This is a genomic window from Enterobacter sp. FB, from assembly GCF_000805795.1.
In the GTDB taxonomy this organism is placed as follows: Bacteria; Pseudomonadota; Gammaproteobacteria; order Enterobacterales; family Enterobacteriaceae; genus Enterobacter; species Enterobacter roggenkampii.
The window spans coordinates 665,378-680,960 of the sequence record NZ_JSZC01000013.1 but is presented as its reverse complement, the minus strand read 5'-3'; the positions used below and the strand labels follow the sequence as shown (position 1 = coordinate 680,960).

Below are 15,583 nucleotides of genomic sequence, written 5' to 3'. Positions count from 1 at the left end.
TTAAACCTTTTCAACCTGGACAAGGTTAGTGTGGGATGGGTTACCCTTCGCCAGCGGCGACGGACGCTGTGTGGTCAGTACGTTAATACTGCCCGCCTGGTCGATGCGGTTGGCATCCGGGCTGTACCAGGCCCCTTCCCCTAACGCCACCACGCCGGGCATCATGCGCGGGGTGACTTTGGCTTCAATATGCACCTCGCCGCGACCGTTGAAGATGCGCACGCGATCGCCATTGCTGATGCCGCGCGCTTTCGCGTCCATCGGGTTGATCCACATCTCCTGGCGGCAGGCGGCTTTCAGCACGTCGACGTTACCGTAGGTGGAGTGAACACGCGCTTTGTAGTGGAAACCGGTCAATTGCAGCGGGAATTTCGCCGTCAGCGGATCGTTATAGTTTTCAAAGCCCGGCGTGTAGATCGGCAGTGGATCGATAACATCCCCTTCCGGCAGCTCCCAGGTGGAGGCGATTTTTTCCAGCGCTTCGGAATAGATTTCGATTTTGCCCGACGGCGTGGTCAGCGGGTTCGCCTGCGGATCTTCACGGAACGCTTTGTACGCCACGTGGTGTCCTTCCGGATCGCGCTGTTTGTACATCCCCTGCTTGCGGAAGGTATCAAAGTCAGGGAGGTCAGGAATTGCCTTACGGGAGAGTTCATGCAGATGGCGCATCCACCCTTCCTGAGTACGCCCCTCGGTGAACTGCTGCTCAACGCCTAGACGTTTCGCCAGCTCAGAGGTCATCTCATAAATGGTTTTGCACTCGAAGCGCGGTTTAATCGCCTGGTCGGTAAAGATCACGTAGGACATGTTGCCGCAGGAGGCGTCCAGCGCGAAATCCATCTGCTCAGAGGCGGTGCAGTCCGGCAGCAGGATATCGGCATATTTTGCCGAGGAGGTCATGTGACAATCGATCACCACAATCATCTCGCACTTCTTGTCGTCCTGCAGGATTTCATGGGTGCGGTTGATTTCAGAGTGCTGGTTGATGAGACAGTTGCCGGCGTAGTTCCAGATCATCTTGATCGGCACGTCCAGCTTGTCCTTACCACGCACGCCGTCGCGCAGGGCGGTCATTTCCGGGCCACGTTCAATCGCATCGGTCCACATAAACATGGAGATGCTGGTCTGAACCGGGTTATCCAGCGTTGGCATACGTTCAAACGGCACTTCATATGAGCCTTCACGCGCGCCGGTGTTACCGCCGTGAATACCGACGTTGCCGGTCAGAATAGAGAGCATGGAAATGGCACGGGTCGCAATTTCACCGTTCGCATGACGCTGCGGACCCCAGCCCTGGCTAATGTAAGCTGGTTTGGCTGAGCCAATCTCACGCGCCAGCTGAACGATACGCTCTGCCGGGATGCCGGTGATGGTGGACGCCCACTCCGGCGTTTTTGCCACGCCATCGCTACCCTGACCGAGAATGTAAGCTTTGTAATGTCCGTTTGCCGGTGCGCTGGCTGGCAGGGTTTTCTCGTCATAGCCGACGCAGTATTTATCCAGGAAAGGCTGATCGACGAGGTTCTCGGTGATCATCACCCACGCCAGCGCTGAGACCAGGGCCGCATCGGTACCCGGACGTATTGGGATCCACTCGTCTTCACGTCCGGCACCGGTGTCGGTATAGCGCGGATCGATGATGATCATGCGGGCATTGGATTTGGCGCGCGCCTGTTCGAGGTAGTAGGTTACCCCGCCACCGCTCATGCGGGTTTCCCCCGGGTTGTTACCAAACAGCACGACCAGCTTGCTGTTTTCGATATCTGACGGGCTGTTGCCGTCCGCCCAGCCGCCGTAGGTGTAGTTCAGTCCCGCTGCGATCTGCGCCGAGGAGTAGTCGCCATAGTGATTGAGATAACCGCCGCAGCAGTTCATCAGGCGCGCCACCAGCGTTTTTCCCGGCGGCCAGGAACGGGTCAGCGTGCCGCCGAGCGTCCCGGTACCGTAGTTCAGGTAGATGGATTCGTTGCCGTACTCTTTAATAAGGCGCTGCATATTGGTGGCGATGATGTCGTAGGCCTCATCCCAGCTAATCCGCTCGAACTTCCCTTCCCCACGCTTACCGACACGCTTCATCGGATATTTCAGGCGGTCCGGATTATAGACGCGGCGACGCATGGAGCGACCACGCAAACACGCACGAACCTGATGTAACCCTTCGTAGTTATCGTCCCCGGTATTGTCGGTTTCGACATATTTAATTTCGCCATCCACCACATGCATACGCAGCGGACAACGGCTACCGCAGTTAACGGTACAGGCACTCCACACCACTTTTTCCGGCGAAGTGGCCGGAGACAGAGCATCTGCCGCCGACGCCAGTCGGGTAAAAGGGAGCGTGAAGGCACTACTGGCTACAGCCAGGCCGCCTATTGCCGTGGTTTTCATCAACCCACGGCGAGTGACCTCGGCAGCCATTAATGCTTCAGGCGCGTTGATTTTCATAGAGACTCACTTTGGTTGCTCACAAAGAAAAGAGAGGCGGCGCAAACCGCTATGTAGTTTTATATATAACGAATATTATCGTTATCAGCTTTTTATGCTGACTTTCATTCGAAGGAGTATTACTACTTTAGAGGGAGAGGTTATTGCGTCGTATCAAACCAAAGGCATAAAAAAAGCGCCCTGAGGCGCTTTTTTGTTTTAAGACAAATTATTAGCCGATGTACTGCTGGCCTTTCATGTATGGACGCAGCACTTCAGGGATCTCGATACGACCGTCTGCCTGCTGATAGTTTTCCAGCACGGCAACCAGGGTACGGCCCACAGCCAGGCCAGAACCGTTCAGGGTATGCACCAGACGGGTTTTCTTATCAGATTTGCTGCGGCAACGTGCCTGCATGCGGCGCGCCTGGAAATCCCAGACGTTAGAGCAGGAGGAGATTTCACGGTAAGTATTCTGCGCAGGTACCCACACTTCCAGATCGAAGGTTTTGCAAGCACCAAAGCCCATATCACCGGTGCACAGCGCCATACGACGGTATGGCAGACCCAGCAGCTCCAGCACTTTTTCAGCGTGGCCGGTCATCTCTTCCAGCGCGTCCATGGATTCTTCAGGACGGACGATCTGCACCATCTCAACTTTGTCGAACTGGTGCATACGGATCAGACCGCGCGTGTCGCGCCCGTAAGAGCCTGCTTCAGAACGGAAGCACGGAGAGTGCGCCGTCAGTTTGATTGGCAGGTCGTCTTCGTCGATGATCTCATCACGCACGAGGTTAGTCAGCGGCACTTCCGCGGTTGGGATCAGCGCGTAGTTGCTGCTGTCTGCTTCCTCGTCCAGCGGACGGGTATGGAACAGGTCGCCGGCAAATTTCGGCAGCTGGCCCGTACCGTACAGCGTATCGTGGTTGACCAGATACGGCACATAGGTTTCGCTGTAGCCATGCTGCTCGGTGTGCAGATCCAGCATGAACTGCGCCAGCGCACGGTGCAGATGGGCAATCTGGCCTTTCATTACCACGAAGCGAGAGCCGGTCAGCTTAACAGCAGCCGCAAAATCCAGGCCCGCGTGCATTTCGCCCAGCGTCACGTGATCGCGCACTTCAAAGTCAAACTCACGAGGCGTACCCCAGCGTTTCACTTCAACGTTGTCGTTTTCATCTTTACCGACAGGCACGCTGTCGTCAGGAATATTCGGGATAGCCAGGGCAATATCACGAATTTCGGCCTGAAGAACATCCAGTTCAGCTTTAGCCTGATCCAGTTCTTCACCCAGCTTGTTCACTTCCAGGCGTAATGGCTCAATATCTTCCCCGCGCGCTTTCGCCTGGCCGATGGATTTCGATCGAGAGTTACGCTCTGCCTGCAGATTTTCAGTTTGTACCTGCAGTACTTTACGACGCTCTTCAAGAGCGCGCAGCTTATCTACATCCAGCTTAAAGCCCCGGCGTGCCAGTTTTTCAGCGACTGCGTCTGGCTCATTACGCAGCAGATTGGGATCGAGCATGCTTATCCTGTGCTTATCGAATTAAAATAGGAAATGTGACCACAGCCTGCGGCCACAAGGATACAATTGCCAACATTACCGCAACGATTGAACTAACGGTAGCGTTTTATAGGGCTATTTTGATCCTGTCCGGCGAGCCAGGTGAGCTTTTCACCAATCTTGCCTTCAAGACCTCTGTTTGTGGGGTGATAATAGCGCGTTTGTGCCATCTCCTGCGGGAAATATTCCTCCCCGGCAGCGTAGGCATTGGGTTCATCATGAGCGTAGCGGTATTCCTGCCCATACCCCATCTCTTTCATCAGTTTGGTCGGCGCATTACGCAGATGAACCGGTACATCGTAGTCCGGGCGTTCGCGTGCGTCAGACATCGCGGCCTTAAACGCGGTATAGACGGCATTGCTTTTCGGCGCACAGGCCAGATAAACAATCGCCTGCGCAATGGCGCGCTCACCTTCTGCGGGTCCAACCCGGGTGAAACAGTCCCAGGCCGACAGCGCGACCTGCATGGCACGCGGGTCGGCATTGCCGACATCTTCTGAGGCAATCGCCAGACAGCGGCGCGCGACGTATAGCGGATCGCCACCCGCAGTAATAATACGCGCATACCAGTACAGCGCCGCATCCGGCGCACTGCCGCGCACGGACTTATGCAGCGCCGAAATCAAATCGTAAAAACGGTCACCTTTATTATCGAAACGCGCGCTGCGTTCCCCGGCAATTTCGGTGAGCAGTTCCGGTTTTAGCACCCGCTTGCCGGCATCGTCGACCTCGGCCATGTCGGCCATCATTTCCAGCGTGTTCAGCGCCCGACGCGCATCGCCGTTAACCAGCTCGGCAATCGCACGACGCGTCTCGTCAGGCAGCACGATATCCTGTCCGCCGTAGCCGCGCGATTTGTCGTCCATCGCCTGAGTGAGAACCTTTTCGATATCCTCGGTCGTCAGCGATTTGAGCAGATAAACGCGCGCACGGGAAAGCAGCGCCGAGTTCAGCTCAAACGACGGGTTTTCGGTGGTCGCCCCAATGAAGAAGATCGTGCCGTCTTCAATATGCGGCAGGAAGGCATCCTGCTGGCTCTTGTTGAAGCGATGGACTTCGTCGACAAAAAGAATGGTGCGGCGTCCGGCGTTGCGGTTCTGACGCGCACGCTCGATAGCCTCACGGATCTCCTTCACGCCGGACGTCACCGCTGAGATACGCTCAACGTCCGCGTTGGCATAACGGGCAATCACTTCTGCAAGCGTAGTCTTGCCGGTGCCTGGGGGGCCCCAGAGGATCATGGAGTGCAAATGCCCCGCCTCAATGGCGCGCGGCAAGGGCTTCCCGGCAGCCAGCAGGTGCTGCTGACCGATGTACTGCGCTAAATTTTCTGGCCGCATACGGGCGGCCAGAGGTTGAAACGCGTTATCTGAAAAATCGAGCGACAGATTGCCCACTCACGCCTCTTACTTATTGCGTTGGTCGTCCACCGTTACGCCCTTCGGCGGGGTAAAGGTGAACTTCGATGCATCAACGGCGCCGTTCTGCTGAGATTTGAGCTGATAGCTGCTACGCTGATCGTCCTGCTCAACCGCGCCGAACTGATTAATGGTACCGTTGGTGCTGACATTGATGGTGAACTGCTTCAGGTTGCCGTTGCTGCCTTTCGGCGTAAGGACAAACTCGTCACCCGTCTGTTTAATATTGTACTGCTGCCAGTCGCTGGCCTGGTTACGGGCAATCAGCATAAATGGCGTATTGCTGGTGGCATCTTTCAGCCAGGTCGCAGTAGCCTGCTCAACGAACGGGTTGTAGAACCATAAGGTTTTACCGTCAGACACCAGGATGCTTTCATCCGGCTGGGTCATGTGCCAGTTAAACAGATTTGGGCGTTTTACCCACAAGTCCCCCTGACCTTCCTGCACCGCGTTGCCGCTGCCGTCCGTCACTTTCTGCGTGAAGCTGGCGTGGAAGCTGCTTACTTTATCCAGTCGGCTTTTAAGGTCGCTGGCTGCATCAGCCCAGACGCTGCTGGCGACAAAACTGGTGAGTAATGCACAGGCGATGGCGATTTTTTTCATTGTTATTCCTTAAAATACGTCTTCCCGAAATGGGGTTTCCGTCTTCTATTCTGGGCCTGCCCGGAGGCAGGCGACAGAAGAAAATGCTTAATTTTGGCTGATTTACCCTTCTTTGCAATCGCGAAAGGTTAATCAAACGGTGGCGGAGCCAGCACCTCGCGGTTACCGTTATGCCCCTGCTCGCTCACAATGCCCTGCGCTTCCATCTGCTCGATAATGCGCGCAGCGCGGTTATAGCCGATGCGGAACTGACGCTGTACGCCGGAGATAGACGCTTTACGTTTTTCGGTAACGAAATTCACCGCCTGATCGAATAACGGATCCAGCTCTTCACCGCCGTCAAAGCCACCGCCGCCGCCTTCGCTTTCCGTATCGCTGGTGATGCCATCGACGTATTGCGGACGACCGCGCGCTTTCCAGTCCTGCACGACCGCGTGCACTTCCTGGTCGCGCACGAACGCGCCGTGAACACGCACCGGAGAGGTGGAGTTCGGCCCGGAATAGAGCATGTCACCCATTCCCAGCAGCGACTCTGCACCGCCCTGGTCAAGAATGGTACGGGAGTCAATTTTACTTGATACGGTAAAGGCGATACGCGTCGGGATGTTCGCTTTAATCAGACCGGTGATAACGTCTACGGAAGGACGCTGGGTCGCCAGCACAAGGTGAATACCGGCCGCACGCGCTTTCTGCGCCAGACGGGCAATCAGCTCTTCCACTTTCTTACCGACGGTCATCATCAGGTCAGCGAATTCGTCGACCAGCACCACGATATAAGGCAGTTTTTCCAGCACCGGATGCTGGGCATCCATGCTGTCACCCGGCTTCCAGTACGGATCCGGAATCGGACGGCCCATGCGCGCCGCTTCGGCGATTTTCTCGTTATAGCCGGCCAGGTTACGCACGCCCAGCGCAGACATCAGCTTGTAGCGGCGTTCCATCTCATTCACGCTCCAGCGCAGGGCGTTGGCGGCGTCTTTCATGTCGGTGACCACTTCAGTCAGCAGATGTGGAATACCTTCATAGACCGACAGTTCGAGCATTTTCGGGTCGATCATGATGAAACGCACATCTTCCGGCTGCGCTTTATAGAGCATGCTGAGGATCATGGCGTTCACACCGACGGACTTACCGGAACCGGTGGTACCCGCGACCAGCAGGTGAGGCATTTTTGCGAGGTCTGCCACCACCGGATCGCCAGCGATATCTTTACCCAGCACCACGGTCAGTGGAGATGGGTTATCACGGAACTTGGTGTTATCCAGCACTTCACGCAGGTAGACGGTCTGACGTTTCTTGTTCGGCAGCTCAAGACCAACGTACGGTTTGCCCGGTATCACTTCCACCACGCGCACCGCCACGGTTGACAGAGAACGCGCCAGGTCGCGGGACAGGTTGGAAATACGCGCGGCTTTTACGCCCGGCGCCAGGTTCAGTTCAAAACGGGTGATCACCGGACCCGGCGAGTAGTTCACCACGTCCGCCTTGATACGGAAGTCAGCCAGACGGGCTTCAACCAGACGGGCCATCTGCTCCAGCGCGAAGGTATCGACCGGCTCCACTTCTGACGGCGGCGGCGTCAGCAGGTCCAGCGACGGCAGGGGCGTGCTTGGACGCTGCAGCGGACGGCTGTCACCGTTACGCATCAGCAGCGGGTGAATCAGGCTCTCCTGCGGCTGTGGCGCAGGCTGCTGGAACTGCTGTTGCTGCGGCTGCTGTGGTTGCACATACGGCTGTTGAACAGGTTGCTGTGCGTAGGTCGATGGTGTCTGCTGGCGCACAGGCTCCGCTTCCGGCATCACGCTCGGTGTAAATAAAGGCTCGCTTGGGCCATCATCCACCAGATCTTTCATCGGCGAGAATTCAAAGTCCGACAGCGAGAACGGATTTGCCCCTGCCGGCTGTTCACCGGAGTAACGCTGCTGCTGCGTTGCCGCAAACTGGCGCGCTAATTCAGCTTCTGCCGCATCATCTTCGTCTTCCAGCGCAGGTTCGTCGTGCTGATAGTCTTGACCGTAGCGCTGATTCTGCTGCGCAGCGAACTGGCGGGCCAGCTCGTCCTGCTGCATTTCATCAGCCTCATCGTCGTACTCAGACTCGCGCGCTTTTTCTTCAGCCATGCGCTGGGAAGGCAGCTTGATGCCATAAGACGCAAGCTCGCGGCGAGTTGGCACGCGGACGCGGTTAGGACGAGGCAGTTGCGGACCAATCCCCTCTTTCACCTGAGGACGCGGTGCGCCCCCTGTTGCCAGGCTAAAGACCGGTGCCGCCGCTGCTGCGGCCGCAGTAGCCTGCTTAACGCCTTCCGCTACGGGTGCTACAGCAGGCGTCGGGTCGACCGGCGGAACGGAAACAGAAGGCGCCTTCGTAACCGGCTCCTGCACCGGTTCAGGCACAGGCTGATACCAGGCGGCCAGCTGTTCGCGTTCACGCGCACGACGCTCTTCGACTTCTTCGAAATAGTATAGCGGCGGACGAGCAGGCTTCACCTCTTCCACGATTTCAGGCTCAGGTTCAGGCTGCGGTGCCACGTAAGGCTGCACAGGTTCAACGGGTTCAGGCACGTACTCCTGATAAGGCTGGGACACTGGCTGCTGATATTGCTGCGGTGCATACTCAGGCTGCGGCGGCTGATAAGGCTGCTGCCACTGTTCCTGCTGCACGGGGATGTAGCTTTCAGGTTCAGGCGCAATAACGGGCTCCGGCGTGTGAACACCCGGCGCAGTCTGCCAGTCAACCTGAGGTTGCTGAATAACGGATTCCGGCGGCGGGACCGGCGCGGATGGCATCACGGCGTCGACAGGCGCGGCATACGCCTGCGCAGCGGTCGTCGCGGCGGCGGCAGCCGCAACCGGCTCGGTAACCGAGTGGCCGTTCAACAGTGGATCGTATTCGTCGAAGTCACCCGGCGTGGCACGGCTACCGGAAAAAAGCACATCATCAGGATCGACGGCGGTACCTGCTGCACGATACTCAACCTGCTCGTCTTCATCCATGCGTTTACCGGAGAAGAGCGCCGCATCGGTTTTACGGCCCAGCGGGTTGGCAAATTTCTCAGCAACACGCTGGCGACGCGCCAGCGCACCGCGCAGAATTCGGGCACGACGAGACTCGCGACGCTGCACAGGCGCATCGTCTTCCTCTTCATCTTCGTATACGTCTTCATCCACCCACGTATCGTCACGACGGGTACGGTTACTGGCGAAGGTCAGAATGGTGAGGATAAAGCTGCCAATTTTCTCGGCAATGCTCACCCAGGACCAGCCGGTAAACAGCGTCAGCCCGGCGGCCCAGATGCACAGCAGCGCCAGCGTGCCGCCGCTGCTGTGCAGCATCGGCTGAAGCGCGGAACTTAATAAGCTGCCGATTACCCCGCCAGAGGCGAAGTACCAGATATCATCCGCATTGATCGCTGCCAGCCCGCAGGAAGTGAGAATCAGCGCCAGCGCGCCAATCAGGCGCAGCGAGACGGCGAAATAGTCGATGTAATCATCGTTCTGACGATGACGCCACGCAAACCAGCATCCGCCAATGATAATGACGGGAAGGGTGTAGGCCATCACACCGAAAATGAAAAACAGCGTGTCCGCAAGCCAGGCACCGGGGACACCGCCTAAATTATGGATAGGCTCATGCCATGCAGTTTGTGACCAGCTGGGATCAGAGGGGTTGAAACTGAGTAAGGCTGCCATCAGCCAGACGGCAAAAAGGGCAATAACAATCAGCAAAGCCTCGAGGAGACGACGTCCGCTGCTTAGCTTCGATAGTGTGACTTCTTTGTCTTCAGTGTATTCCTGGCTCAAGAAAGGCTCTCCAGGTATCAGGCATATCCTGCCTGTTTGCTAAAACGGACAACAGCGCCGGGACTCCCCGGCACTGTTGCTGTATGGATTAACAGGAGTGTAATCAAACTACGCTGATTTTGCACCTGTTCCGTGTTAGCGCGTCTTAATAACCAGACGATTGCTCTGTTTGACCTCTTCCATTACCACATAAGTACGGGTGTCGTTCACGCCCGGCAGACGCAACAGGGTTTCCCCCAGCAGCTTACGGTAGGCGGACATATCAGGCACACGGGTTTTCAACAGGTAGTCGAAATCACCGGACACCAGATGACACTCTTGAATTTCTTCAAGTTTTTGTACAGCGGCGTTAAATTGCTCAAACACATCCGGCGCACCACGATTCAGAGTAATCTCAACAAATACCAGAAGTGAGGCATCCAGATAATGCGGGTTCAGCAGAGCCGTATAGCCCTGAATAAAACCCTGTCTTTCCAGTCGGCGCACACGCTCAAGGCACGGCGTCGGGGAAAGTCCCACACGTTTTGAAAGCTCGACGTTGGAAATACGCCCATCCTTTTGCAATTCATTCAGAATGTTACGATCGATACGGTCGAGATCTTTGCCAGGGCGCTTCTTGCTATCTACCATTATTATTGTCTCTCTGTATTCCTTCCCTACTCCTGCCTGGACCCTGTGCACATCACTGTTCAGAGCCTGTACCCGTTAGTCATCACATCGCCTGGTTTTGTATTAGACGCGATGCGGATTCGGGTTCTGTTGGTAAGAAGACCGTTGCCCGAAGGCTGTCACCGACATCACGTATGGCGTCTGTCCACGCCATGCGTAGATTTCACTGACCCGGTAAAAATGGCATTTACGTGCATGCCTATGCGGCATACGGTTAACGCGGTTTTTTTTCTTCCTTGAATGTTTTCGCAAAAGCGCAGGGGATTGTCAAAGCAAAACATCGTTTTTTAGTACAACATGCCGGATATTCATTACGACAGGGTATTAATCCTCATTTTATTGCCTTATAAACGACCGGTTTTCTTAAGAAAGCGTGATGTTATCGCGCGCGATTCATCGTCCACGGCTATTACACAGATTGATATCAAAATTGCTGCGCTCTTTTTTTACGGCAACAAATTCCCTACAATCCAGCCAAATGTCTGCCAACAACAATGGGGATCTCATGGGCACGGCCAAACACAGTAAGCTGCTAATCCTTGGTTCTGGACCTGCGGGATATACCGCGGCGGTCTACGCTGCACGCGCTAACCTGCACCCGGTACTCATCACCGGCATGGAAAAAGGCGGTCAGCTGACCACCACCACCGAAGTGGAAAACTGGCCAGGGGACCCGAACGACCTGACCGGGCCGCTGCTGATGGAGCGCATGCACGAGCATGCCGCTAAATTCGAAACCGAAATTCTGTTCGATCACATCAACAAGGTCGACCTGCAGAACCGTCCGTTCCGCCTGACGGGTGACAGCGGTGAATACACCTGTGACGCGCTGATCATCGCTACCGGCGCCTCTGCCCGTTATCTCGGTCTGCCATCCGAAGAAGCGTTTAAAGGCCGCGGGGTTTCTGCCTGCGCCACCTGCGACGGTTTCTTCTATCGCAACCAGAAAGTCGCGGTTATCGGCGGCGGTAACACCGCGGTGGAAGAAGCGCTTTATCTGGCCAACATTGCCTCTGAAGTGCACCTGATCCACCGTCGCGAGACCTTCCGCGCGGAGAAGATCCTGATCAAACGCCTGATGGACAAAGTGGCAAGCGGCAACATCGTGCTGCACACCAACCGCACCCTGGAAGAGGTGACGGGCGACCAGATGGGCGTTGCCGGTCTGCGTATCCGTGATACCCAGAACACCGATAACGTCGAAACGCTGGAAGTGGCGGGTCTGTTCGTGGCTATCGGCCACAGCCCGAACACCGCAATCTTCGAAGGCCAACTGGAGCTGGAAAACGGCTACATCAAAGTGCAGTCCGGCATTCACGGTAATGCGACTCAAACCAGCATCCCGGGCGTATTCGCGGCCGGCGACGTGATGGACCATATTTACCGTCAGGCGATCACCTCTGCGGGCACCGGCTGTATGGCCGCGCTGGATGCTGAACGCTACCTCGATGGACTGGCTGAACAAGGTAAATAATCTTTACAAGTCAGTAACAAACGTAAATAAAGGCGGCGATAAGTCGCCTTTATTGTCTCCCCGTTGTAACATTGCGCTGCCCAACTTCTAATAACGTCACCTGCAAAGTACGCAATGGAAAAAACCCGTCAACAAGAGTTAACACGCTGGCTGAAACAGCAAAGCGTTCTTTCCCGCCGCTGGCTTACGATTTCCCGTATTTTGGGTTTCATCAGCGGTCTGTTGATTGTTGCCCAGGCATGGCTGCTGGCCCGCATTCTTAATCACATGATCATGGAGAACATTCCCCGCGAAGCGCTCCTGCTGCCCTTTATTGTCCTGATCCTGATTTTTATCCTGCGCGCCTGGGTGGTGTGGCTGCGTGAGCGCGTCGGTTTTCACGCCGGACAGCACATCCGCTACGAGATCCGCCGTCAGGTGCTCGACAGGCTTCAGGAAGCCGGGCCCGCGTGGATCCAGGGTAAACCGGCCGGTAGCTGGGCGACGCTGATCCTTGAGCAGATTGACGATATGCATGACTACTACGCGCGCTATCTGCCGCAGATGGCCCTTGCCGTCTTCGTTCCGCTGCTGATCGTGATCGCCATTTTCCCGGTGAACTGGATGGCAGCGCTAATTCTGCTGGGCACCGCCCCGCTGATCCCGCTTTTTATGGCGCTGGTCGGGATGGGGGCCGCGGATGCCAACCGCCGAAACTTCCTGGCACTGGGTCGCTTGAGCGGTCATTTTCTCGATCGCCTGCGCGGCATGGAGACGTTACGCATTTTTGGCCGCGGTGAAGCAGAAACTGAAAATATTCGCCTGGCGTCGCAGGACTTTCGTCAGCGCACCATGGAAGTGTTACGCCTCGCCTTCCTGTCCTCCGGCGTACTGGAATTCTTCACCTCACTGTCGATTGCCCTCGTGGCGGTCTACTTCGGCTTCTCCTACCTCGGCGCGCTGGATTTCGGCCATTACGGCACGGCGGTGACCCTTTCCGCCGGGTTCCTGGCGCTGATCCTGGCGCCGGAGTTTTTCCAGCCGCTTCGCGATCTGGGGACCTTCTATCACGCCAAAGCCCAGGCGGTTGGCGCCGCCGATAGCCTGAAAACGTTCCTGGAAACGCCGCTGGCCCACCCGGAGCGCGGTGATGTAACGCTGAATGCTAAAGACTCCGTGACCATTGAAGCGCAGGACTTTTCCATTCTGTCGCCCGAAGGCAAAGTGCTCGCCGGTCCGCTGAACTTTACCTTACCTGCCGGACAACGCGTGGTGCTTGTCGGCATCAGCGGTTCCGGGAAAAGTTCTCTGCTGAACGCGCTATCCGGTTTTATGGCCTACACGGGTTCACTGCGAATCAACAAAACCGAACTGCGCAACCTTGATCCTGACGCCTGGCGTAAACAGCTCAGCTGGGTAGGCCAAAACCCGCAGCTTCCCGCCGCGACGCTGCGTGAAAACGTGCTTCTGGCGCGCCCGGACGCGCGAGAAGATGAACTGCAATCGGTTCTCGACCGCGCCTGGGTCAGCGAATTTCTGCCGCTGCTGCCGCAAGGGGTGGATACCGTAGTCGGCGACCAGTCCGCCGGGCTGTCGGTCGGGCAGGCGCAGCGTGTGGCCGTTGCACGCGCGCTGCTTAACCCATGCCAGCTAATGCTGCTGGACGAGCCCGCAGCCAGCCTTGACGCACACAGCGAGCAGCGCGTCATGGAAGCGCTTAACGCCGCCTCCCTGCAGCAAACCACCCTGATGGTCACCCACCAGCTGGAAGGGATTGCCGACTGGGACCAGATCTGGGTCATGGAAAACGGCCGTATTGTTGAGCAAGGCGACTACGCCTCTCTCGTTGCCGCCCAGGGGCCATTTGCGACCCTGCTGGCAAACCGTCAGGAGGATATCTGATGCGCGCTCTGCTGCCTTATCTTGCGCTCTATAAACGCCACAAATGGATGCTGACGCTGGGGATTGTGCTGGCGATTATCACGCTGCTCGCCAGCATCGGCCTGCTCACGCTTTCCGGCTGGTTCCTGTCGGCCTCGGCCGTCGCGGGGTTCGCCGGATTATACAGCTTCAACTATATGCTTCCGGCCGCCGGGGTTCGCGGTACCGCCATCACCCGTACTGCCGGACGCTATTTCGAACGGCTGGTCAGCCACGACGCCACTTTCCGCGTACTGCAGCACCTGCGTATCTATACCTTCAGCAAACTGCTGCCCCTCTCCCCTGCCGGGCTGGCGCGTTTTCGTCAGGGCGAGTTGCTTAACCGCGTGGTGGCGGACGTTGACACGCTGGATCACCTTTACCTGCGCGTGATTTCCCCTATCGTGGGCGCGTTTGTGGTGATTGTGGTGGTCACGCTGGGGCTGTCTGTTCTGGATGTTCCCGTTGCGCTGACGCTGGGCGGGATCATGCTGCTGACGCTTATCGTTCTGCCGCCGCTGTTTTACCGCGCCGGGAAATCCACCGGGGAAAACCTGACGCGCCTGCGCGGGGACTACCGCCAGCAGCTGACCGCCTGGCTTCAGGGGCAGGCAGAGCTGACCATTTTTGGTGCCAGCAAGCGCTACCGCGCGCGGATGGAAAGTACGGAGCTGAACTGGCATGAGGCCCAGCGCCGTCAGTCGGAGCTGACGGCCTTCTCTCAGGCGCTGATGATGCTGATCGGCGGCGTGGCGGTGATTGCCATGCTGTGGCTGGCTTCCGGCGATATTGGGGGAAACACACAGCCGGGTCCGCTTATTGCCCTTTTCGTTTTCTGTGCGCTGGCCGCATTTGAAGCGCTGGCTCCGGTGACGGGCGCCTTCCAGCATCTGGGACAGGTCATCGCCTCTGCCCTGCGCATCACCCAGATTGCCGAGCAGGAGCCTGAAGTCACGTTCAGTGCCGGGCAGACCGCTGTCCCTGAGCAGGTTGCGCTGACGCTTGAAGATGTTACCTTCAGCTATGACAAACAGGCGCAGAACGCGCTGGACGGTATCACCCTTTCTGTGAATGCCGGTCAGCGGATTGCGATCCTCGGCCGTACCGGCTGCGGTAAATCGACGCTGCTGCAGCTGTTGACCCGCGCCTGGGACCCGCAGCGCGGTCAGATTCGTTTTAATAATACGTTGCTGACCGATTTCAGCGAGCAGGCCCTGCGCAAAACCGTCAGCGTCGTTCCGCAGCGCGTGCATCTGTTTAGCGCCACCCTGCGTGATAACCTGCTGCTGGCTGCGCCAGAGGCCTCTGATGATGCGCTTCGCGCCGTGCTGGAACAGGTCGGTCTGCATAAGCTGCTTGAGGGCGATGGACTGAACAGCTGGCTCGGTGAAGGCGGTCGTCAGCTTTCCGGCGGAGAGCTGCGCCGTCTGGCGATTGCGCGCGCGCTGCTGCACGATGCGCCGCTGATGCTGCTTGACGAACCCACCGAAGGGCTGGATGCCACGACCGAGAGCCAAATCCTTGATTTGCTGGCCAATGTCATGACCGGTAAAACCGTCCTGATGGTCACGCACCGCCTGCGCGGACTGGCGAGTTTTGATCGGATAATTGTGATGGACAACGGACACATTATTGAGCAAGGTAGTCACGCAGAGCTGTTGGCGAAACAGGGTCGCTACTTCCAGTTTAAACAGCGTCTGTAGACTATATTTGTAGCGTCCTCACTCGC

9 protein-coding genes are annotated in these 15,583 nt (G+C 57.1%); 3 read left to right on the top strand and 6 right to left on the bottom strand.

Features of this window, described 5'->3' with window-relative positions:
* From dmsA to lrp, 6 genes are all read right to left on the bottom strand, one after another.
* The gene (gene dmsA, locus PI91_RS10065; protein WP_039266072.1) at positions 1–2,445 is read right to left on the bottom strand and encodes a dimethylsulfoxide reductase subunit A; all 2,445 of its coding nucleotides are present in this window, start codon (positions 2,443–2,445) and stop codon (positions 1–3) included.
* A gap of 211 nt (positions 2,446–2,656) precedes the next feature.
* Positions 2,657–3,949: a serine--tRNA ligase gene (gene serS / locus PI91_RS10060; protein ID WP_008499983.1), complete on the bottom strand. Its 1,293-nt coding sequence runs from the start codon at positions 3,947–3,949 to the stop codon at positions 2,657–2,659.
* 92 nt (positions 3,950–4,041) lie between these two features.
* Positions 4,042–5,385 carry a replication-associated recombination protein RarA gene (rarA, locus tag PI91_RS10055; RefSeq protein WP_008499984.1) on the bottom strand — a complete coding sequence of 448 codons (1,344 nt, stop codon included), beginning with the start codon at positions 5,383–5,385 and terminating at the stop codon, positions 4,042–4,044.
* A 9-nt stretch (positions 5,386–5,394) separates the two neighbouring features.
* Entirely contained in the window at positions 5,395–6,009 is a 615-nt protein-coding gene (gene lolA / locus PI91_RS10050; RefSeq protein WP_021240884.1) for an outer membrane lipoprotein chaperone LolA, read from the bottom strand.
* 128 nt (positions 6,010–6,137) lie between these two features.
* Positions 6,138–9,812 (bottom strand): DNA translocase FtsK 4TM domain-containing protein, encoded by a 3,675-nt coding sequence (locus PI91_RS10045; RefSeq protein WP_039266071.1) that lies wholly within the window; start codon positions 9,810–9,812, stop codon positions 6,138–6,140.
* 135 nt (positions 9,813–9,947) lie between these two features.
* Positions 9,948–10,442, bottom strand: a complete 495-nt coding sequence (lrp, locus tag PI91_RS10040; RefSeq protein WP_000228469.1) for a leucine-responsive transcriptional regulator Lrp — start codon at positions 10,440–10,442, stop codon at positions 9,948–9,950.
* Positions 10,443–10,986: 544 nt separating this feature from the next.
* Between lrp and trxB the strand changes: the two genes are divergently transcribed.
* From trxB to cydC, 3 genes are all read left to right on the top strand, one after another.
* Positions 10,987–11,955 (top strand): thioredoxin-disulfide reductase, encoded by a 969-nt coding sequence (gene trxB, locus PI91_RS10035; protein ID WP_021240886.1) that lies wholly within the window; start codon positions 10,987–10,989, stop codon positions 11,953–11,955.
* A gap of 114 nt (positions 11,956–12,069) precedes the next feature.
* Positions 12,070–13,836 (top strand): cysteine/glutathione ABC transporter permease/ATP-binding protein CydD, encoded by a 1,767-nt coding sequence (cydD, locus tag PI91_RS10030; RefSeq protein WP_039266070.1) that lies wholly within the window; start codon positions 12,070–12,072, stop codon positions 13,834–13,836.
* The gene (cydC, locus tag PI91_RS10025) at positions 13,836–15,557 is read left to right on the top strand and encodes a cysteine/glutathione ABC transporter ATP-binding protein/permease CydC (RefSeq protein WP_039266068.1); all 1,722 of its coding nucleotides are present in this window, start codon (positions 13,836–13,838) and stop codon (positions 15,555–15,557) included. Before cydD ends, cydC begins: the two co-directional genes overlap by 1 nt.
* The last annotated feature ends 26 nt before the right edge of the window (positions 15,558–15,583 follow it).

Bases quoted from the DNA above. Each gene is read 5' to 3' on its own strand.
- dmsA (WP_039266072.1), bottom strand. From the start codon at position 2,445: ATGAAAATCAACGCGCCTGAAGCATTAATGGCTGCCGAGGTCACTCGC.
- serS (WP_008499983.1), bottom strand. From the start codon at position 3,949: ATGCTCGATCCCAATCTGCTGCGTAATGAGCCAGACGCAGTCGCTGAA.
- lolA (WP_021240884.1), bottom strand. From the start codon at position 6,009: ATGAAAAAAATCGCCATCGCCTGTGCATTACTCACCAGTTTTGTCGCC.
- lrp (WP_000228469.1), bottom strand. From the start codon at position 10,442: ATGGTAGATAGCAAGAAGCGCCCTGGCAAAGATCTCGACCGTATCGAT.
- trxB (WP_021240886.1), top strand. From the start codon at position 10,987: ATGGGCACGGCCAAACACAGTAAGCTGCTAATCCTTGGTTCTGGACCT.
- cydD (WP_039266070.1), top strand. From the start codon at position 12,070: ATGGAAAAAACCCGTCAACAAGAGTTAACACGCTGGCTGAAACAGCAA.
- cydC (WP_039266068.1), top strand. From the start codon at position 13,836: ATGCGCGCTCTGCTGCCTTATCTTGCGCTCTATAAACGCCACAAATGG.